The organism is Nitrospirota bacterium, from assembly GCA_030645475.1.
In the GTDB taxonomy this organism is placed as follows: domain Bacteria; phylum Nitrospirota; class Nitrospiria; order Nitrospirales; family Nitrospiraceae; genus Palsa-1315.
In genome coordinates, this window is the sequence record JAUSMA010000067.1 from 66,875 (window position 1) to 86,775 (window position 19,901).

Annotated in this window: 21 protein-coding genes and 1 riboswitch; of the genes, 6 read left to right on the top strand and 15 right to left on the bottom strand. The window is 57.1% G+C overall.

The features are described from left to right. Nucleotides 1-98: 98 nt before the first annotated feature. From Q7U76_13860 to Q7U76_13875, 4 genes are all read right to left on the bottom strand, one after another. Complete coding sequence (locus Q7U76_13860) at nt 99-1,178, bottom strand: cytochrome-c peroxidase (protein MDO8357468.1); 1,080 nt, start codon at nt 1,176-1,178, stop codon at nt 99-101. 286 nt (nt 1,179-1,464) lie between these two features. Continuing rightward, a complete protein-coding gene (locus Q7U76_13865) occupies nt 1,465-2,061 on the bottom strand; it encodes a hypothetical protein (protein MDO8357469.1) in 597 nt (198 codons plus the stop codon). Between the two features lie 28 nt (nt 2,062-2,089). Next, entirely contained in the window at nt 2,090-3,607 is a 1,518-nt protein-coding gene (locus Q7U76_13870) for an aldehyde dehydrogenase family protein (protein ID MDO8357470.1), read from the bottom strand. A gap of 8 nt (nt 3,608-3,615) precedes the next feature. Continuing rightward, a complete protein-coding gene (locus tag Q7U76_13875; protein ID MDO8357471.1) occupies nt 3,616-4,704 on the bottom strand; it encodes a saccharopine dehydrogenase C-terminal domain-containing protein in 1,089 nt (362 codons plus the stop codon). Between the two features lie 306 nt (nt 4,705-5,010). Here Q7U76_13875 and Q7U76_13880 point away from each other — a divergent pair, with 306 nt between their 5' ends. Continuing rightward, complete coding sequence (locus tag Q7U76_13880) at nt 5,011-5,259, top strand: ImmA/IrrE family metallo-endopeptidase (protein MDO8357472.1); 249 nt, start codon at nt 5,011-5,013, stop codon at nt 5,257-5,259. 196 nt (nt 5,260-5,455) lie between these two features. Here Q7U76_13880 and Q7U76_13885 read toward each other — a convergent pair whose 3' ends face one another. Continuing rightward, nucleotides 5,456-5,938: an EVE domain-containing protein gene (locus Q7U76_13885; GenBank protein MDO8357473.1), complete on the bottom strand. Its 483-nt coding sequence runs from the start codon at nt 5,936-5,938 to the stop codon at nt 5,456-5,458. An 81-nt stretch (nt 5,939-6,019) separates the two neighbouring features. Here Q7U76_13885 and Q7U76_13890 point away from each other — a divergent pair, with 81 nt between their 5' ends. Continuing rightward, entirely contained in the window at nt 6,020-6,832 is an 813-nt protein-coding gene (locus Q7U76_13890) for a YdcF family protein (GenBank protein ID MDO8357474.1), read from the top strand. A 7-nt stretch (nt 6,833-6,839) separates the two neighbouring features. Here Q7U76_13890 and Q7U76_13895 read toward each other — a convergent pair whose 3' ends face one another. Next, a complete protein-coding gene (locus tag Q7U76_13895) occupies nt 6,840-8,012 on the bottom strand; it encodes a PQQ-dependent sugar dehydrogenase (protein MDO8357475.1) in 1,173 nt (390 codons plus the stop codon). Further along, on the bottom strand, nt 8,012-8,386 hold the full coding sequence (locus Q7U76_13900) for a hypothetical protein (protein MDO8357476.1): 375 nt from the start codon (nt 8,384-8,386) through the stop codon (nt 8,012-8,014). Before Q7U76_13900 ends, Q7U76_13895 begins: the two co-directional genes overlap by 1 nt. A gap of 145 nt (nt 8,387-8,531) precedes the next feature. Between Q7U76_13900 and Q7U76_13905 the strand changes: the two genes are divergently transcribed. The 3 genes from Q7U76_13905 to Q7U76_13915 all read left to right on the top strand — a co-directional run bounded on the left by Q7U76_13905 (nt 8,532) and on the right by Q7U76_13915 (nt 10,518). Continuing rightward, nucleotides 8,532-9,305, top strand: coding sequence for a YkgJ family cysteine cluster protein (locus tag Q7U76_13905; GenBank protein MDO8357477.1), 774 nt, complete (start codon nt 8,532-8,534; stop codon nt 9,303-9,305). A gap of 117 nt (nt 9,306-9,422) precedes the next feature. After that, entirely contained in the window at nt 9,423-10,040 is a 618-nt protein-coding gene (thrH, locus tag Q7U76_13910) for a bifunctional phosphoserine phosphatase/homoserine phosphotransferase ThrH (GenBank protein MDO8357478.1), read from the top strand. Between the two features lie 61 nt (nt 10,041-10,101). Next, complete coding sequence (locus Q7U76_13915) at nt 10,102-10,518, top strand: endonuclease domain-containing protein (GenBank protein MDO8357479.1); 417 nt, start codon at nt 10,102-10,104, stop codon at nt 10,516-10,518. Between the two features lie 10 nt (nt 10,519-10,528). Here Q7U76_13915 and Q7U76_13920 read toward each other — a convergent pair whose 3' ends face one another. The 8 genes from Q7U76_13920 to Q7U76_13955 all read right to left on the bottom strand — a co-directional run bounded on the left by Q7U76_13920 (nt 10,529) and on the right by Q7U76_13955 (nt 18,807). Further along, the gene (locus tag Q7U76_13920; GenBank protein ID MDO8357480.1) at nt 10,529-12,391 is read right to left on the bottom strand and encodes an ATP-dependent DNA helicase RecQ; all 1,863 of its coding nucleotides are present in this window, start codon (nt 12,389-12,391) and stop codon (nt 10,529-10,531) included. Nucleotides 12,392-12,786: 395 nt separating this feature from the next. Then, nucleotides 12,787-13,182 (bottom strand): type II toxin-antitoxin system VapC family toxin, encoded by a 396-nt coding sequence (locus Q7U76_13925; GenBank protein ID MDO8357481.1) that lies wholly within the window; start codon nt 13,180-13,182, stop codon nt 12,787-12,789. Then, complete coding sequence (locus Q7U76_13930; protein ID MDO8357482.1) at nt 13,179-13,448, bottom strand: type II toxin-antitoxin system Phd/YefM family antitoxin; 270 nt, start codon at nt 13,446-13,448, stop codon at nt 13,179-13,181. The genes Q7U76_13925 and Q7U76_13930 overlap by 4 nt, the downstream gene beginning before the upstream one ends. A 253-nt stretch (nt 13,449-13,701) precedes the next feature. Then, complete coding sequence (locus Q7U76_13935) at nt 13,702-13,902, bottom strand: type II toxin-antitoxin system HicB family antitoxin (GenBank protein MDO8357483.1); 201 nt, start codon at nt 13,900-13,902, stop codon at nt 13,702-13,704. A gap of 213 nt (nt 13,903-14,115) precedes the next feature. Further along, nucleotides 14,116-15,786 carry an alginate export family protein gene (locus tag Q7U76_13940; GenBank protein MDO8357484.1) on the bottom strand — a complete coding sequence of 557 codons (1,671 nt, stop codon included), beginning with the start codon at nt 15,784-15,786 and terminating at the stop codon, nt 14,116-14,118. Between the two features lie 263 nt (nt 15,787-16,049). After that, a complete protein-coding gene (locus Q7U76_13945; GenBank protein ID MDO8357485.1) occupies nt 16,050-16,349 on the bottom strand; it encodes a twin-arginine translocase TatA/TatE family subunit in 300 nt (99 codons plus the stop codon). A gap of 102 nt (nt 16,350-16,451) precedes the next feature. Beyond that, on the bottom strand, nt 16,452-16,721 hold the full coding sequence (gene tatA / locus Q7U76_13950) for a twin-arginine translocase TatA/TatE family subunit (protein ID MDO8357486.1): 270 nt from the start codon (nt 16,719-16,721) through the stop codon (nt 16,452-16,454). A gap of 616 nt (nt 16,722-17,337) precedes the next feature. Next, a complete protein-coding gene (locus tag Q7U76_13955; protein MDO8357487.1) occupies nt 17,338-18,807 on the bottom strand; it encodes an SAM-dependent methyltransferase in 1,470 nt (489 codons plus the stop codon). A gap of 301 nt (nt 18,808-19,108) precedes the next feature. Between Q7U76_13955 and Q7U76_13960 the strand changes: the two genes are divergently transcribed. Continuing rightward, on the top strand, nt 19,109-19,660 hold the full coding sequence (locus tag Q7U76_13960) for a hypothetical protein (protein ID MDO8357488.1): 552 nt from the start codon (nt 19,109-19,111) through the stop codon (nt 19,658-19,660). Between the two features lie 164 nt (nt 19,661-19,824). Continuing rightward, a riboswitch (Fluoride riboswitch) is annotated at nt 19,825-19,896 on the top strand. Nucleotides 19,897-19,901: the final 5 nt, after the last annotated feature.

A 19,901-nucleotide genomic window follows, 5' to 3' on the forward strand; every position in this document is an offset into this window, starting at 1 on the left:
TGAGAGTCCGGTCCACACGAAAGGATTCATGTATCAATATTTTTAGCGATTATTTTCTTCCGTTAAGAATCAGCTGAGACCAAACCATTACTTCTCAACTACTTAGGCAGTTTCGGCATCTCAAACTTTATCGGATCCCCAGTTAACGACTTGAGAAATGCCACCACATCGGATTGTTCATCCGGCGTAAGTCCCAAGGGCTTCACCAGGGGACTCAGATTCGAATTTGGGCCACCTCCGCTATTGAGGAACGCGACGACCTCATCAAGCGTCTTGAAGGCTCCGTCATGCATGTAGGGCGCGGTCTCGATAATGCTCCGCAGCGTCGGCGTTTTGAAGGCGCCTTTGTCTTTTTCCGCTTTGGTCACATAGTAGCGCCCCAGATCCTCTTTCAGCGGGCCGACTTGAGGGACGCCGAGATTATGGAATTGGTTATCGGTGAAGTTCGATCCGTTGTGACAGAGGATGCAGCGCGCCTTGCCTTTGAACAAGGCCAGACCTCGCACGGCGGATTCATCCATGGCTTTCACGTCGCCGGCTACATACTTATCGAAGGCGGAGTTCGTGGAAATGACGGTCCGTTCATAGGCAGCAATGGCCTCGGCAATTCCTTGCAGATTCACCTCGGTCCCAAAGACGGCCCGGAACTGCTGCTGGTAACCCTTGACCTTGCTGAGTTTGCTGACGACATGCTCATGCGTCTCTCCCATCTCGATCGGATTCTGGATCGGCCCGATGGCCTGCTCTTCCAGCGAGCGCGCGCGTCCATCCCAAAACTGCACATGATTAAATGCCGTATTATAAACTGTGGGCGACTGCCGTCCACCTACACCGCCGTCGATCCCGATGGAGGTTTGGCGAGGATCGGCAAATCCGGTCCCAGGGTTGTGACAGAAGGCACAGGAGATGGCCCCATTCTTCGACAGACGGCCATCGAAGTACAGTTGCTTGCCGAGGTCGACTTTCGCCTTGTAGTTCAGATTCGTGGAGGGTGTCGGAATCGACGTCGGGAGTGGGCCGATATCAGGAACCGTCACCCCATCGATTGTCACCGTTCCATGCGGCGCAGAGCCGGAAGGTGATGCCTGCGCTGACCGCAGATCGTCGAACAGACATACCGCTGTTGCAGAGACCACCAGCCCAACCAGGCTGACCGCCAACGCTCGATTTTTCGTCATACTCATTCCTCCACAGTTCAGATCCATCACGATCTCACCAACTCTGCTGCGTCAGAACATACCATGGGCCGATTCGTTTAGGAGGCTCAACCGAGGAGAAAACTCGGTTGAGCCAGGACAGACCTTGAGAGTCTGCATATAGCGCTGTGCAAAACTTAGCTGAGGATGCTCAAAAAGTCCGTCCAGCAAGGCCGCAGCGAGCGAAGGCCCGAGGCGTACCCATTAGGGTACGTTGAGGGTCTGAACGACGAGAGAACGCCGCTGGAGGATTTTTTCAGCATCCTCACTATCGACCCACGGTCGACCTCATCAGGCTGTCCGCCTGAGGAGGCGAGAACCCCTGATAGCCGCGGTGGCGCTCGGCGAGTTCCAATACGGAGAACGGCTGGCCATCCACCATTTCCGGCACCGTGAAGATTTGTCGCAACTGCCCACCCCGGGCCCCGACAATCTGGCCGGTAAAGACCACCCCTTTGGCTTTCAACCGCTCCATCGCCAACTCGATGTCTTCGACTCGCACCGCGACATGATGAAAGACCTGGTCGCCGAACGTATTAACCCAACCGGGGATGATGCTGGTGCGGCCCCGTTCGTCGGAATAGGCCTGATCCACGAAGAGCGCGGGATACCCGACCTTCCGATAGACCTTCGCATACCAGTCTTCATACTCGATCGTTTCACTGTACCCATACCCCAGCCTCGTGAATTCCTCCGCACGCCGGTCGATATCCAGCGTCCGCAACGTGAGATGGTCCGCAACCGGATAGAAACCGACCCCCGCTTCATCCAGCGAGGCGCGTAGTACGTTGGCTGCTCGATTGCCTGCGACGTACGTCGCGATCATCCGCTCGATGAGCCCATCCAACTCTGCCGCGTGATCCATGTTGGCGACTCCTTTCTCTGATATCCTGTCATTCTCCGAACGTGATGCCCTGGGCCAACGGCAATTCGCCGCCCCAGTTGATCGTGTTCGTCTGCCGCCGCATGTAGAATTTCCAGGCATCCGAACCAGCCTCGCGTCCTCCGCCGGTGGTTTTCTCTCCGCCGAACGCGCCGCCGATTTCAGCGCCGGACGTTCCCAGGTTGATATTGGCAATCCCGCAATCGCTTCCGGCAACAGACAGAAACTGCTCGCTCTGTCTGAGGCGGTTGGTGAACAGTGCCGACGAGAGGCCTTGCGGCACATCGTTCTGCATCGCAATCGCTTCATCGAGCGTCTTATAGGTCATGAGGTAGAGAATCGGGGCAAAGGTTTCCCGCTGCACGATCGGCCAACGGTTTTGCGCCAACACGATCGTCGGCTCGACAAAATTTCCTGGCCCGGGAAGCACATGCCCCCCACAGAGAATCTCTCCCCCTTCTTTCTTGATCTCCTCGATGGCCTCTCGATATGTTTGCACGGCGGCCTGATCGATCAAGGGCCCCATCAGCACACCAGCCTTGAGCGGATCGCCGATCTGCACCTGTTTGTAGGCCGATACCAGACGGGAGACCAATTCACCTGACCTCGATTCCTGCACAAAGAGGCGTCTCGTGGTGGTGCAGCGCTGACCGGCGGTACCGACTGCGCCAAAGAGAATGGCCCGAATCGCCAGGTCCAGATCAGCGGTTTCATCGACGATGATGGCATTGTTGCCGCTGAGTTCCAACAGCACCCGTCCCAGCCGTTTTCCCACCGCTTGCGCGACCTGCCGACCGACCGGAACCGACCCGGTGAACGAGATCAACGGAAGCCTGCTATCACGCACCATCGCCTCTGCCAAATCCGTACGATCCGTGATAAAGAGCGAGAATATTCCCGCTAGCCCCTGCTGTTCCATGACCTGATTGCAAAGCTGCTGAACGGCGATCGCACAGAGCGGCGCTTTGGGCGAGGGCTTCCACACCACGGTATCCCCGGCGATGGCCGCAATAAAGGCATTCCAGGCCCAGACTGCCATGGGAAAATTAAATGCGGTCAGAACGCCGATCGGCCCCAGCGGATGCCACTGTTCATACATACGATGGCTGGGCCGTTCAGAATGCATGGTCTGGCCATAGAGCATCCGCGATTGGCCGACCGCGAAGTCGGCCATGTCGATCATCTCCTGCACCTCGCCGTCACCCTCAGCTTTGATCTTGCCGACCTCCATCGATATAAGGCTGCCCAGCGCATCTTTCTTGTCCCTGAGGGCTTGGCCGATCAACCGGATCACCTCGCCACGCTTCGGCGCCGGCACCAGACGCCATTGCGCGAATGCCCGCTGCGTCTCCGTTACTACCCGCTCGTAATCGGCTGCCGTGGCAGGCGTCACCCTGGCGAGGACCTCTCCCGTCGCAGGATTCCTAGAGTCGAGCCTGCTCTCGATGGAGAGGGAGGACCACCAACCGGCTCCTGTGCTGGCCCCTGGATTCACGTCGCTCAGCCCCAGCTCTGTCATGATTTCCAATGGCTGCTTCATCGGTATGAGGCTCCAAACCGATTTTCGAGAAAATCGTGCAGCGGGAACGATTCCTGAGGCACGAACCCCTTGTACCGTTCAGGAGTTTGGAGCACGAGGTCGGCGACCGCACAGAGGCTCGAAGCGGTTGTCACTTGAATGGCGGACCAGAGTTTCCCCTTAATACATTGGGGATAGATCTTCTTCACATAGTTCTCCTCAAACAACGCGCCGTCTCTCATTCCAGTCACGGAGGCATAGATCAGCACGACATCTTGCAATGTCTGCGGGATCGCTTGTTCGAGAATGCGCTTGAGCGTGTCCCGATCCTCGTTCAGCTTGAGATCGTTCATCAACAGATGAATTTTCTCGCAATGGCCAGGATACCGGAGCGTCTTGTAGTTCATGGTCCGGACCTTTCCTGCATAGGTATCTGCCAGCGTGCCCAGTCCTCCGGATGTGTTGAACGCCTCATACAGAAGTCCATCCACCTCGATCGTCTCATAGCCTTCAAGGGGCTGCAGGGGCACCTTTTCTCCCCCCTCAATGCCATAACAGATGTTGCCATATTCATTGATGAGCCCATCCGTCGACCAGGTCAGCGAATACTTGAGCGCATTACTGGGATGCACCGGCAAGGCGCCCACCCGCATTTTGACCGTATCCACCCGATCGAAATGGGTGATCAGGTCCTGCGTCACAATGCTAATGAAGCCGGGAGCCAGACCGCATTGCGGCACAAAAGCCTGCGGTGAGTCGGTGCTCAGGACCTTGACCTGATTAGTGACCTCGACGTCCTCCGTCAGGTCAAAATAATGCAGCCGATGTTCCCTGGCCAATCCGGCGACAATCGGATTGCAGAAATAGGGGAGGCTCGACAGGACCGCATCGAATCGATGCGCCGTCAGATACGAGCTGATGGTGTCAGGATGCCGGACATCGAGAAGCAGGGGCGTGACTCGCGAGAGACCGAGCTCACGAACAAACCGCTTGGAGGCATCAAGGCTGATATCCCCAAGCGTGACCTCATAATCACCGTTCTCCGATAAGAGACAAGCGACCAGAGATCCAATCTTTCCCGCACCGAGGATCAGCACGCGATGCATGGGAGACCTCACATGTTATGAGTATACTCCTGACTGAGAGCCCAATGAACATCTCGTGAGCGGTTCCTTTGGCGGCAGGGTTGCTCCGACTCGATATCCTCCCTCGACGAGGAACGGTCAGTATCCAGAGAGCGATTGAGACCATGGCCCACGGAGACAGTCTGTCCTTACCGACAGAAACAGACCGGTGACGGCACGAGTCTAGGCCAGAAACAATGGTCTAATTCGTTGATTTTACTGATGGTACGAGCTGTGAACGGGGAAAGGAGTTTGTGATAGGCTGATACACAACCAGGAGCGGCGATTATGTTGCGCATGCCTTCACGAGTCGTGCTCCCCTTTGGCTACCGGATATCCGTACGGCAACTGTCTGATACCGACATGGACCGTCGGGACCCCGATGCCGACGGCATCTGGGACGACACCACCAAGACCATCTATCTTCGTAAGCGCTTGCCGGTGACCAGACGGCGCTACATTCTAGCCCACGAATTGGGCCATGCCTGGCTCGACTGGCAACACCGGTATCTGGACACCGGCAAAGCCAAGAACTAGCGGGATGCTGAAAAAGTCCGCCCGCTTCGTTCTCGGCTCATCGAAATCCTCAACGTACCCACGAGGGTACGCCTCCGGTTTCGACTCGCCTGCGGCCTTGCGGGACGAACTTTTTGAGCATCCCGCATAATCTTTTCCCCTTGCCCATATGATGGCAAGGCCAAAGAGACTCTGAAATACACAAACAGTTGTTCCGCTAGCTGACCTTCGCCCCGGCAAGTTTTAATACCACCGCCCATTCCGCTTCCGTCACCGGTTGGACCGAGAGGCGAGAGCCCTTTCGCAGCAACACCATGTCCTTCAGCTTGGGCTCCTGTCTCAGTCGGTCGAGCGCCAGACTGGTCTTCAATGTCTGACGATACCGAATATCCACCATATCCCACCGAGGGGCAGAGGGCATGCTGGCCGGGTCATAGTGATGATGGGTCTTGTCGAACTGCGTCTCGTCTGGATAGGCCGTCCGCACCACCTCTGCAATCCCCACCACAGCCGGCGGCTCCGCATTACTATGGTAGAATAGCACCTGGTCGCCGACCTTCATCGCACGCATGAAATTACGTGCCTGGTAATTCCGCACCCCATCCCAACTAGTAATCTGCTTGGGAGACTGGGCAAGATCCTCGATCGAAAACACACGCGGCTCCGATTTCATCAGCCAATAGCGGCGCCCTTCTGTCATTGCGTCCCCTCTTCCTGCTTGGTCATTCCGCTCACTCCATGTATGCTGTCGCCGACATCCCATCTCAATTGAGGCTCACCGATGGAACTGACTCCATTCTTCTTCGGTCTGTATAAGTTCGTCAAGTACGGCCTCTACCCGCTGACCTGGGTAGTACTGCTCCTCGGCGCGGCAACGGTCCTGGCCCTCTTTCCATTCTCTCCCACAAGGCTGCGATGGGTACGACGGCTCGCCATCACATCCCTCCTCCTCCTCGTGACGATATCCAACCCGTTGGTGGCGGCCTCGCTGATGGGCTCGCTCGAATCCTGGTACCAGCCCGCACACCTCTCGCCGTCCGATCGTTTCGATGCCATCGTCGTCCTGGGGGGAGGCGTCAACGAGAAGGGTTCGCTTCGACCGGCCGCTGAGCCCACGTCCTATTCCAGAAATCGCACGACCTGCGGCGTAGATCTCTTCCAACAGGGTCATGCTCCAACCGTCGTCCTGACAGGAGGAGATGCCAGAGTCTTCGGTACGGGGCCCAAAGAAGCGGTAGAAATGCAACGTTGGGCGGTCCGTCTCGGTGTTCCAGAATCGGCCACGATGGTCGATACCGACGCGCGAAACACCTATGAGAATGCGACAGGGACCAAACGGCTCATCGGGCCGGCCTCGATTCTGCTCGTCAGCTCAGCCGGCCATCTCCCGCGCGCCGTCCCGGTGTTCACCAAGCAAGGCTTCCGCGTCACACCGGCCCCCTGCGACTATGCTTCTCAAGACCTTCCTCAGGAAAGCTGGAAGGACATCGACCTCTTCGATTTCATGCCGAGCGATGGGGCGATACAACACAACAGAGAAGTGGTCACGGAGTTGGCAGGTATCGTAATTTATTGGCTGGCAGGAAAACTCTAGAGTCCTATCAACGCGGGATCAACCGGTAAATACCACCGCCGTGATCCAGCAGATAGATCTCGCCTTCTTCGTCCTGCCCGAACGAAGAAATTCGAAATCCCGTCTTAATCAATACCGTGGGGGACGCGTCCTTCCCCCCTTCATCCGATTGCCTGAAGACGAACACTTCACCGCTACAGTAGTCGCCAAACAGATAGGCCCCGCGAAGCGCGGGCATCGCGAGACCACGATAGACATACCCGCCAATAATAGAGCAACGCCCTTCCTCGTGACGATATTCCATGACGGGCAAAGCGAGCCCCTCCGTCGGGCACGAGGTCGCGGGATTGTAACAATGAGATCCCTCCATCACGCGCCACCCGTAGTTTCCTCCGCGCGTGACGAGATCGACCTCTTCCCACTTCTTCTGCCCCACATCGGCAACCCACAGTTCTGCACTGTTGAAGTCGAAGGAGAAACGCCAGGGATTCCGCAGCCCGACGGCATAAATCTCCGGACGACCGCCCTCTCTGGCAAACGGGTTATCCTCCGGGATCGCATAGGGATCGCCATGATCGACATCGATCCGTAAAACTTTCCCCAACAGTTCATTGAGGTTTTGGGCGCGATTGCCAGGATCACCCCAAGCACCTCCGTCTCCAAGACCGATGTACAGATACCCGTCCGGTCCGAACGCCAACATCCCGCCATTGTGATTGGACTCAGGCTGCATGACGACCATGAGCACGCGCTCATCCCGCGAGGCCGCATCCGGGGCGCCACCACGCCGATACTCCGCCACGACCGTGGCGCCATCCGGTTGTCTGGTGTAATTCACGAAGAAACGCCCGTTACGGCGGTAGTCCGGATGAAACGCCAGACCCAAGAGCCCTCGCTCGGTGTCGTCCGTCAACACGCGGTCGCGTAAGTCCAAAAATAGCGCCTCACGCCGAACGCCTTGGCTAATGATTCGTATCGCCCCCGGCTGCTCGACGACAAACAGGCGTCGAGACCCATCGCCGGCATGCGTAAGAAACAGCGGGCGTTCGAGCCCTGCGGTCACAAGAGGAAGCAGGTGAATCGAGGAGGATTGAGTTGGGGCTGATTCGGCTCCTGCCTTAGCAGGTGCCGGCATCACTACAGCAAGCATGAGCGCGATGCCCACGGTTGCACAGAGTCGAAGAGACAGGTCTTGCATCATCAGTGAATCTCCCGATCACGCATTTCAATGTATTGAATCAGCGCCCGGTAGGTCAATTCTCTGATCCTCGACTTACTGGCAGCCTGACTTCCGATGTTCCCTTCGATCCACACCCGGTCGGATACCTGCGCCGTCGCGTCATTACAGAGGCTCCACATCTGGTGGAGAAAACCTTCTGGCAGGCCCACTTGCATCCCTTCAGATTCAATACGGTCATCCAGCAAGGCCAGGAGATCGGAAATCGCCTGATCCGGACGATAGGGCGTCACCGAAAATCCAAACCGCTCCTGTGCCGATGTGTCCTGCTTCGCCTGCTCGACCAGATCCACCATATACTCTTTGAGCAAGCCCACCACATGACCGGACAGAGCCATTCCGTTCTCCTTTGCCCGCATTATGCGGATATGCCAGAGAGGGAGCAAGAAGCCGTACAAGTGCGGTTGACCAGCCAATCAATCCTTCTCTATGATGCCGACGTGAAAATGGCACGGGGCCAGAGGTACGGGGCAAGGGGATTGTATGGTCGAACGATTTGAAGTCGCGTTGAATACCCCGGCCGGGCGACTGACCACGGCCATCGACGTGCCGACGGGACTCATCCCCATCACCGCAATTGTCCCGGTGACGCGCCGCCTGGGGGAAGAAGCCGCAGAGCTGGAAGTCCACCAGGCGCGTGAAGCAGGCCTCACCATCTCCTGCAAGTTGGGCTGCGCCGCTTGCTGCCGCATGCTGGTTCCACTCTCCGCACCGGAGGCGTTCGCTCTCCGCGAATATGTGGAGCAGTTGCCGACCGATCGACAAGCCAAGCTGCAACAGCGCATCAGCACCACGAAAGATCGCTTGACGCGTGAGGCTGTGTGGGATCGGCTCAACGATGTCGCGGAGGCTTCCAGGCCGATGCCGGACGAAGAACTCGACCCGATCAACCGGGCCTACTATGCGTTGAGAATCCCCTGTCCCTATTTAGAGGATGAGATGTGCTCGATCTACGAGGCCCGACCGGCCGCCTGCCGGGAGCTCCTCGTCACCTCACCGGCGGAACTCTGTCAGGATCTGGTGCAGAATCCGGTGACCCCTCTGCCGGTCTCGATGCGCATTGGGTCCATCCTGGGGCTGGTCTGGGGAACATTGACCGGTTCTCCGCCTCGACTCATCCCGCTCCCGATGGCCTTGGAATGGGCCGAGCGGCACGAAGAAGAATCCCGACGGACCTGGCCGGGCTCATCCCTCCTGGACCAAGTCCTCGACAACATGTGGCGGTTTCTGAGCCAGGCGTTTCAGCAGAAGAAGTGATGGGTGATGAGTGATCAGTGATGAGCCGTTACGCTAGACCTCTATGACCTTCCACTCCTTACTCATCACTCATCACTTATCACCGATCACTTCGGCAACATCAAAGGAGAACTGCGAATGCAAAAACCAGTCATCGTCTGTTTAGATTTGGAAGGCGTGTTGGTACCGGAAATCTGGATCAACGTCGCCGTCAAGACCGGCATCGACGAATTGAAGATCACCACCCGCGAGATGCCGGATTACAATGCCTTGATGAAACGGCGCCTGGCCATTCTCGATCAGCACAAACTCACCATCCACGATATCCAAAGCGTCATCGATAAGATGGGGCCGCTGGAAGGGGCCAACGATTTTGTCGCCTGGATTCGCGAGCGCTGCCAGGTGATCATCTTGTCCGATACGTTCTACCAGTTCGCCCAACCGCTGATGCGCCAACTGGGATTTCCGACGCTCTTTTGCAACCAGCTGGAGATCGATCCAGCCGGCCGCATCGTCAATTTCCACATGCGCATGCCGAACCAGAAGAAACATTCGGTGGCCGCGTTCAAATCGCTGAACTTTTTCACCATGGCTGCGGGCGATGCCTACAACGACACGGCCATGTTAGGAGAGGCCGATGCGGGCTTCTTCTTCTGTCCACCGGATCATCTGCCCAAGGAGTTCCCGCAGTTTCCGGTGACCAAGACTTACAAAGAGTTGCAAGCGCGTTTCAAGGAGGCGGGAGGGCTTAAATAGCTATCAGCCGTCTAATCAGTTCCTCCCCTTTGTAAGGGGAGGCTAGGAGGGGTAGAGGCTCATGCCCAGAGCCATAAGAGGACAAGCCAACCACCTCGATATCAAGCGCCGTCTTCGCTCTACCATGACCGGTCCTGAAACACGGCTGTGGTCAAAACTGAAGGCACGACAATTTCATGGGCTCAAGTTTCGTCGGCAGCATGGCATCGGGCCATACATTGTGGACTTCTATTGCCCGGAACAGTCGCTCGTCATTGAAATAGACGGCGACAGTCATGCCAGCGCCGACCAGATCCTGAAGGATCAGCTGCGCGACAGATACTTCCAGTCACTCGGCCTGCACGTGATTCGATACTGCAACGACGATATTGTGAAGAACCTGGACGGGATGCTCGAAGATCTATCCGGGAAGATATCGTTAGGAGCGACCTCCCCTAACCCCTCCTTACGAAGGAGGGGTGAAGAAGCTGAAGGCTGATCGCTGACGGCTAATTATCCCCATTCACCGCGGCCAAAACGCGCCGGCCATAACGCTCCGCCTTCAGATCGCCGATGCCGGGAACCTCCAACAGCGCGGCCGGCGTCGCAGGCTTGTAACTGGCAATCGCTTTCAATGTCTTGTCATGAAAAATGATGAAGGGCGCGACGTTCTCTTCTTCGGCCAGCTCCGTGCGGAGTTGCCGGAGCCGTTCAAAGATCTGTTGATCTGCCGGCGAGGCTCCCAGTGCCACGATCGGCACAGATGTATCGCGGGACGGCTTCTTCAACGGCGACTCGCGCGGGTGCTCCTCCACACTCTTCAAGAGCACAACACCGGTCCCTCGCAGAATCTCCTGCCCTCGACCAGTCAGATCGATGGTGGGGTACTCTGCGCCTTCAACCTGGAGATAGCCGGAATCGATCAGACCCTTCACAAGCCCGGTCACGGATGGCTTCGAGAGCGCACGACAAGTCCCGTACATTGGGCAGGCTTCTCCGCCAAATGCCAACAGGGCTTTCGAACGGCTGCCACGGAGGATCTCGACGATACGGCTCACCCCGAAGCGTCCCCCACACCAGGACACGGTCTCCAGAACGGCCTTTGCAGAAGCGGCATCGTCACGGGACACCTCTCTGCTGAGTTGCCTCACCGGAACCTCGCAGCGATCGCAGAGGCTACAGGGGCCCAAGGCCCGCTCGGCTTCATCGCTGAAGTAGTCGAGAATCGCGAGTTGCCGGCAGGTCGGCACGGACACATAGCCCAGCATTTCTTGAAGTAACGTTCTCATCCGCGCGGCGCGGTCCGAGCCTTCAGAGTCCTTTGCCGCCAGCTGAATGAAATATTCCTGCGTGGCCAGATCCCGTTCATGGAACAGCAGCACACAGGAAGCGGGCTGTCCGTCGCGGCCGGCCCGCCCGACCTCCTGGTAATAGGCCTCGACACTTCCCGGAATGTCGAAATGGACGACCAGCCGAACATCCGACTTATCGATGCCCATACCGAAGGCGTTCGTCGCAGCGAGAATCCTGACGGTTCCCCGGCGAAAGTCGTCATGCACAAGCCGCCGCTCCTCATCGGATAGACCTGCATGGTAGTAGGCCACCGATTGCTGAGACTGCCCCAACCATTCCGCCACTTCTTCGACAGCCCGGCGCGTGGCGCAATAGACCAGGATCGTGCCTTTCTCCCTCTCGCGAACCAGACGCTCCAAGATTGCCAGCTTCTCCTGGCGCGACTGACAGGGACGAACGGACAGGGCGAGATTTGGCCGCCGAAAGCCTGAGACCAATCGAAGCGGATCGCGGAGCGACAGCCGTTTGCACAGATCGACTTGCACTCGGGTGGTGGCGGTGGCCGTCAAGGCGAGGCAGGGAGGATTGGTCAGTTCCTGGCGGAGGCGGCCGATTTTGAGATAGTCCGGCCTGAAGTCGTGGCCCCACTGAGAGATACAATGCGCTTCGTCGACTACCAGCAACGAGACCCAGAGGGTACGCAAGAGCTGGAGAAACCCCTCATGCTGCATCCGTTCAGGTGCCAGATAGAGCAACTGCAGCCGCTTCTGATTGAGGTCTTGAATCACGCGGTGCTTTTCAGATCCGGTGAGTCCCGAGTGAAACGCCGCCGCCCTGATCCCTCGCTGCTTTAAGCTGGCCACCTGATCTTGCATGAGGGCGATCAGCGGAGAAATCACCAGGGTCAATCCCGGCAGGAGGGTCGCCGGCAATTGATAACAGAGCGATTTCCCCTGCCCCGTCGGCATGACCGTCATCGCGTCTCGCCCAGCCAGCACGGCGCGAATGACCTCCTCCTGGCCAGGCCGAAACGTCGCAAAGCCGAACTGTTCGCTGAGCTGTCGAGTCAGATCATCCACGGTAAGGTTATTCAAAAAATTGGAGGTGGCGATGAGTGAGCTAGCGAGCTGAGTATAGAGGACTGACAGACGGTGGGCAAGCCGGAGCTCGGGCCTCTAGCCATCAGCTCTCAGCAGTCAGCAATCAGCTGATGAGGGAAAATACTTCAGAGGCTGAACGCTGACGGACAGGGGGCTATCTGCTGTGAACTATTTCTCCCTTTATAAGGGGAGGCAGAAGGGGTAGCGCCTCTGCGCTCAATCAATCCTTGGTCGTAACAGTCGAATGAGGAGCGACCTCCCCTTGCCCCTCCTTACGAAGGAGGGGGAGAAGAAAGCGCTTAGCCTTCAGCTGTCAGCTTCTACAGGAATAGATTTCGGAGAATGAGAGGAGGACCAACGAATGGCGAAACACATTATCGCGCGGCCAACGTGGAAAACTGGTCCGAGTGCAGGAGCCGCTCATCGGCTGTCAGGAGCGTCAATCCGTACACAGCGGCAGTTGCAGCAAGAAACCGATCGGCTGGATCTTGATGAGACAGATCGATGTGCCGACTCATCAATGCAACGGCATGGGTAAGAGGAGCTTCCCGAAATGGAATCGTATCCAGCAGACGCTGAATCCATGCAGCCGGGTCAGGTTGAAGTTGAATACGCTTCTTCTCCGCCAACAGATGCACTTCCCAGAGTGTGATGGGGGACAGCCAGAGCTCGTTGTGGAGGTTTTCCAACTCGGTTCTTATCTCTGACGAAAGTTGATCCGGGTCGAGCACGCTCCAGAGCAGAACGTGGGTATCGAGCAGAAGCTTCACGCGCGAAGGGCTTCCCATTTCTCAGGGCTGGAGATGGGATTGATAATGTCACCAGTGATGGCACCGGAACTGGAGAGCGAGCCCAGCCATGACTGTGGCATCGATGAGGGAGGGGGTGGCCCCACCTGCGCGATAGGCTCACCCTTGCGAAGGACCAGAATAGGTTTTTTCGTTCGGTTGACTTTGGCAAGAATAGCCAAACAGGTCGCCTTGAAATGAGAAATCGAGACTTCTTCCATCTCAGTATGTTTGCGCACTTTACTCATACTGAAACCATACCATGGTCAATGACTATGGTCAACGACACAAGCGACGGCTACGATCTATGCCTCCCCTTTTTAAGGGGAGGTCAGGAAGGGTAGAGTCTCTGCCCTCGCCAGATACGCCGGTCGTTGCAGCCCGATAGAAGCGCCTCCCCTAACCCCTCCTCACGAAGGAGGGGGGAAGAATGAGCACAGCTATCAGCTTTCCAAGAAATAGATTTCGGAGAATGAGAGGAAGACACTCGGAATGTTCCCATCAGACTAGGACCTCGACGCTCTGGTCCAAAGCCAGCTCCGCCTTGCCCTCCATGGTTTCCAGCCAGCCCGCAACGGCCTCCTTTACATTGGCCAGAGCTTCTTCATGATTCTTGCCTTGAGACAAGCAGCCAGGCAAGGCGGGTACTTCTGCCACAAAATATCCGGCTTCATCCTGCTCAATCAGTACGTGGAGCTTCATCGCAATTTCTCCTATTGCCCAGGCAAGCCAGCGGACGCGTGATGGGTGCAAGTGTGCTGCATGGATTGGACAGTGACAAGCTCTCCTCCATACCGACTGACAGCCATCAACAACACAAAAAGAAGCCCCGCTGGGGATCTCCCAGCGGGGCTTTCTTTTTTCGCAAGAGCCGAGAGATCCTCTCAACCCTTGCTTATATTTCTTCGCTTCTTCTTAGAAATTCATCCAAAGCTGGACATAGGCCCAATCTTGGTTGCTGCTGGTACCCAGGTTCTCCCGGATATAGCTGCCGGCAAACAGGTGGCCATAGGCCGCCTGGAAGGCCAACTTGCCATCCATGAACATATGGGTCCAAGCCACATCCAATTCGTCGCCGATGTGCTTCTTGGTGTTGCCGTTCTTCGAGAAGACATAGACGCCCTGTGAACCACGGTACCAGTTGTCCTGGCTATTCGCCAAGTTCAAGCTGGTGGCCCAGACTTCAATGTGGTCGTCCTTGGTCGGCCTGGCTTGGAAGTTCACCGAAGGGCTCATCATGTTCTTCCAGGCCTGGACATCCATGTACCCCATGTGGATGTGGTTGGTCGGGAACATATTTTCAAACGTGTTCGCCGTCTTACAGCCGGTTGCCGTGGAGCCAGCGATCGTACAATTTGCGCGACCATCGCCTGAGGCATAGTCGAAGTTGAAGGCCAACCGTGGCTTCCAGGATGACTGGTAATGGGTGTAGCCGATCCAGTTTCTGGTTGCCCAGGCGCTGATGCTCAGATTCTTCTGATTACCCAACGAAGCTGCGGTTGCATTCTGACCACCCGAGTCACCCATTTGTCCGAACTGGTAGGTGATTTCATTGATGGCGTCGAAGTTGCCCTTGCGCATTTCGATCCGGTTACCCACGCTGTGGCGGGTCTGGTTCGAGTGCTTATTCGTGCCCAACCCTTGAGCTTGGTTGGTCCCGTTCGGGGTGGCGTTCTTATACATGAAATAGTAGGGCTCGATCAGGAAGCCCGGCACCGACTTGATCTGGTTGTAGAAAATCAACATGTCGGCATCGGAAGTGGCGCCAGTTTGCCCCACTGCGCCGCCCGTCACGTTGCCTCCAACACTGCCGACTGGAGCACCCTGCGCCAAATCACCTTCTTGCGTCCGGAACCATCCGAGGTAGCTGTCAAAGGCCTTGGTGCTGTATTGCAACATCACACCGTCATGGGAGAATCCTGTATTGGCCCAATCGAAGTGGCCGAACAAAGAATGGTTTCCGAAGACGATATATTGACGACCGGCCTTCACGCTCAGTCCTTGAATGCCCGCAAAGTTCCGCACCAACATATAGGCAGCCCGGACGCCCAAGCGGCCTTGGTTGCCAGTCGCCGTGGAGCCAAAAGCACCGTTATGGTTCAACGCATCTCCGCCCACACCGGTGTTGGCGCCCCAGACGGCTGAGTCGATGATTTCCATGTAGAAATTCACGTCCGGCGAGAGGTCGTAGCCGATGCCCAAGCGGGTCATCTGTTGGACGTAAAAGTCATTGGCAGATTTACCAAGATTTGCTTTTCCATTCAGCGCGTTACAAGCACCACCCGATGGGCTGCCGCCGCCGAAGCAAACGCCGTTCCGCATTTCAGGTCTGACGCGGAGGTCGGCACGAATCCAGAAGTTCTTAAGATCGAAGTTCTTGCCGATCTTCGGATCGTAGAGTTCGTAGGCTTCCTTCTGCGGAATTGCGCGAGGAATGGCCGGGACGTTGGTGATCTTCTCACCCTCCGGCAATTCAAACGCGGCTTGCGCCGGGGCTGTCCCGAACGACAGGCCCGCAGCCATGACGGCCGCACTGAAGAAGGTGGCCATACCGGCCCACCCCATTCGTCTTTGGATACTTTGCATAAGCGTTCCTCCTGTGAATTGGATAACAGCCGCCACCGGTGCACGTTCCGGCGCTGCGCTGCCGACTTGACATCCAACTGCATGCACGGTCATGACTCGCTCTCTTTGATTCCTGCTCTGCGGAGAACCGAGACCCCGTTGTGCCAACGGCGTCTCTTCCTCCCTTAACCACTACCAACTTGCCCGAACCGACTTGATCTGACAAACAATTTTAGGTTTTTGACGCGCAGCCCATCGGCTCGGCTCGCCTTTCCCGCCGCCTGTTAGGCCTGGCCCGACTGGCTGATGGACTTGGCTCCGTCCTCTGCCTGTTTACCGGCTGCGTTGATCTGCTCCTCGGCGTCTTTGATCGAGGATTGAAAGTCCTGCTCGACCATCTTCACTTCCTGCTGGATCATATTGATTTCCGGCTCGACCGACTTTCTGAGATCTTCCGCCGTTTCCTTGAAGCCCTTGACCGCTTTGCCAATCTGCCGACCGACTTCAGGCAACTGCTTGGGGCCGAACAGCAAGAACCCGATCACCAAAATGATGAGAATTTCGCCGGCGCCGAGTCCAAACATAGTTGAAACCTTGGCAAGGGGTGAGTGGCGAGAGGAGAGGGGTACCGGTTCTGAGATCTTTTTCCACTAGCCTCTTGCCTCTAGCCTCTGGCCCATTCGTTGTTAGCCTTGCTTGACCTGCTGCGCTACTTCAACCGGTGCCGCGGCCTGCGGAGCGGCCTGCGTTTGTGCGATCTGCGTCGGCGCCATGTCTGGCGCATCGGACGGAGGAGGCGTCACGTCGATGGCATCGGCCTCGTTGACGCTCTTCTTAAATCCCTTAATCGCCTTCCCGAGCCCTTCACCCAACTGCGGAATCTTGCCGGCGCCGAAAATGATCAACACGATGATCAGAATCAGCACCAATTCCATCCATCCAAATGATCCAAACATCAATGACTCGCTTTCTCGTTATGTCCCACTCAGGCCCTCCGGCGTTAGACCGCTCGAAAGGTGGGCATTATTCCCCAAACGGGGGGAAGGCTATAGAAGAACAAAGAATTAGTCAAGCAGAAATTCGGCAATAGAGCGATTGTACCCTGACCCTCTGCGGAGAAACGTCTCCGGGCTGCCGGAAATCCAAGGGCCCACATCTCTAAGACAGCAGGACACAACTTCACAGGATGCTCAAAAAGTTCGTCCAGCAAGGCCGCAACGAGTGAAGGCCTGAGGCGTACCCTTGGGGGCGCACGGTGCGACGAATAAGGAGCACCAAGTTTGTGCGCGCCGCCGAGTGGTGAGGCAGCCGGGTCCCCGTTGAAGGGCTGAACGATGCGAGAACGATGCTGGCGGATTTTTCCAGCCTCTTGCCAGCCCACATTATTCATGAGCGCTTCTACTGCAAGCGCCGATTCGCTGCTGCGACAAGCCTGGCGGCGGGCGGGCTCGCCCCTCAGTCCTTCGACATACTATTCAAATATGCCTCAGGTCTTCGGGCCTCCGCGCGCCCGTCTCGCGACGCGGCTCGGCGCTTTCGTGACGAACCGTCATGAATAATGCGGGCTAAGAATCAGCGAGGTCGGATATAGGCGTGATAATAATCGACAGGGCTCGGTGGTGCGGTTAAGGCGATCATAAACGACTGGGGGTCGTAGCCAATGGCTTCGAGGTCCTTCGAGGCCGACATCAGCTCTTCTTCTGTGAGATAGGCGACGGTGTCGGGAATCCCTGTCGGCTTCAGCGCACGCACGAGGGCCTGGAGCATCTCTCGCTCCTCCGGTGGCATCTCTAACGGAATGGGAAAGTCCAGCTGGCGCGCATAGGGACTCTGATAGGTCTCGTTCAATGCAAGAAGGGTCTTGAGCATCAGCCGGTCCTGCTCCCACGGCGCCATGCTCGTGCCGGCGGAAGGGTGGGTGGCCATGAGATCCATCAAGGTCAAGACGTTGGTCCCTAAGCTGCGCCCTACGAATTCACGCTGGCTCTCGATGGTCATGATGCCGGCCTCGACCTGCTTGGCCACCGCTTCGGCCAATGCAAAGTTGACCATGAAACTCTGTTGCCCGCCGAATTGACCATAGCAGGGCTTCTCCGGATCGTTCAGCACATCCATATCAGCCGTGCCCGCGTCGAAACTGCTGAACCCGATCGCATCGGGAGCCAACAGACGCTTGGCTTCTTTGATTGTGGCATAGGCCCCCATATTGACCGGAACCACTACCTGCTCATCGATACACTTGAGGAACTCCGTGATGGTCTTTCGGTACGGGACTTCTTTCCATTCGACCGTCCGATATTCACGCTCCCACACCAGGTCGTCGAGAAACGGGGGAAAGCCCTTGAGCACTTCCACATCCATGGCCTCGAACGCCCGGACAAAGGCCGCCCAATCGGAAATCTTCGCATGCAAGGCTTCGCTCAAGTTCGGCCGGAGGAACTCTTCTTCGATATCGTTCGCCTGCCGCGACATCAATTTCGTCGGGAGGTCGTTCCACAATTCGTTACAGAAGATGCGGTCCACGCTGCCATCCGCGATACCTTCAAGCCGATCCACGGTCCCTCGATGTGTCTCGATCCGATCGCGGTGAGACGCTAGTTCCGGATGAGACAACGCTGCATCGAGCACCGATTGCTCCCAATCGACCAGCACATAACGAATGCGGGGATAGATCGTTCCGTCTTTGTCCAGAACTTTCAAGTGGCTGAGAAAACAGGCGGCAAGGTTGCCGTTGCCAGGGCCCCATTCGTGGACGACCAGGCGAGGGGCGAGGGGCGAGGGGCGAGGGGCGGAAGCATCATCCGCTTTCCCACTTGCCTCTTGCCTCTTGCCCCTGGCCTTCTCGCGAGCGATTACACGTTCGTAGTAATCGGTCGCGAGGGCATGGGCGAGCCGATAGTCGGCTGAGGCAAACGTTTGGTAGAAACTGCGGATCTGATCGCCGCGAAAACGGTAGAAGAGCCTATTGATGTGGACTTGCCACTGGTCGACCGGTTTATAGTCGCCGATGAGCTGCGGTAAGGCGTCTGCGTCTTGTAGCATAAAAATAAGTCCAGGCTAGGGGCCAGCGAAACGTACGAGAGAGGCGAGACTGGTCTCGCCCTTCTTGCTTCCCATGTCCAAAGTGGGCGGATTCTAGCAGATGGCAGGAAACAGCCGCAACGGGCTTTCCTCATAGGAAGCCGTCAGCGTTGGAATCAAGAAAGGCTCTCGGAGATTCTCTTTCCCCTGGCTGATGGCTGATCGCTGAACGCTGACGGCCTCCTCTCACCTTGACAGCTCCAAGCGACCGGTGTACCAAGAAGATATGGCGAGAGGCGAGAGACGAGCGGGGCGAGGGGCAATGGTAGCGGTCATTGTCATGGCCCTCTCGGCACTGCCTGGGCTGCAGGCGGCGGAGTTGCCGATCACCAAAAATCCTCCGATCCCTGATTTTCAGAATCGCCCGCAAGATGTCGTCCCCTACAACTTCGATGCCCCTCCCCAAGGCATGTTCCTCAGCATTACGACAGCAGAAGGGTTCGACGAAGAACTCGGCTTTCAACGTACGCATGAGATTGTGCCGGTGAAACCGACCGACCGGTTCCGCCCCGATACCCCAGCCGTCTTCATTGTGTTCCACCTGCACCAGCATTATCAGGGGTTCAAGGTATTCGGACAGCTCTTCCCGGAAACAGTCGCGGGCCTCGATCCCGCCGTGATGATCGGGCAGGATGCCATGCACATTGCGCTGGAGGACGAAAGCGGCTACCTCACGCTCTCCCCTCCACAAGACGCATGGAAGCCAGGCAGATACAAAGTGGACATTCACGTGGGAGAACAGATCAACGAGATGAGCCTGATGGGGACCATGCGCTTCACCGTCGCGGCGTCCGACGCCGCGACGGTGAAGTAGGCACGGGACCAGAGGCCCTGGGCTAGAGGAAAGACTAGCGACCTCTGGGGCAAGAACTATGGGAATTGACAATTTCGAAAAGTCTCACCCTCGCCTCTAGCCTCACGCCTCGTAGCCCGCGTTCAATTGACCTCCGAATACAGGGGGGTATATAAGCAACCGAGAGATCGAACGGTGATGGGGTTCACCGGAACTGCCTGATGCTTTGAGTTCAGGCTGATGACTCCTACTCGGCCTACGG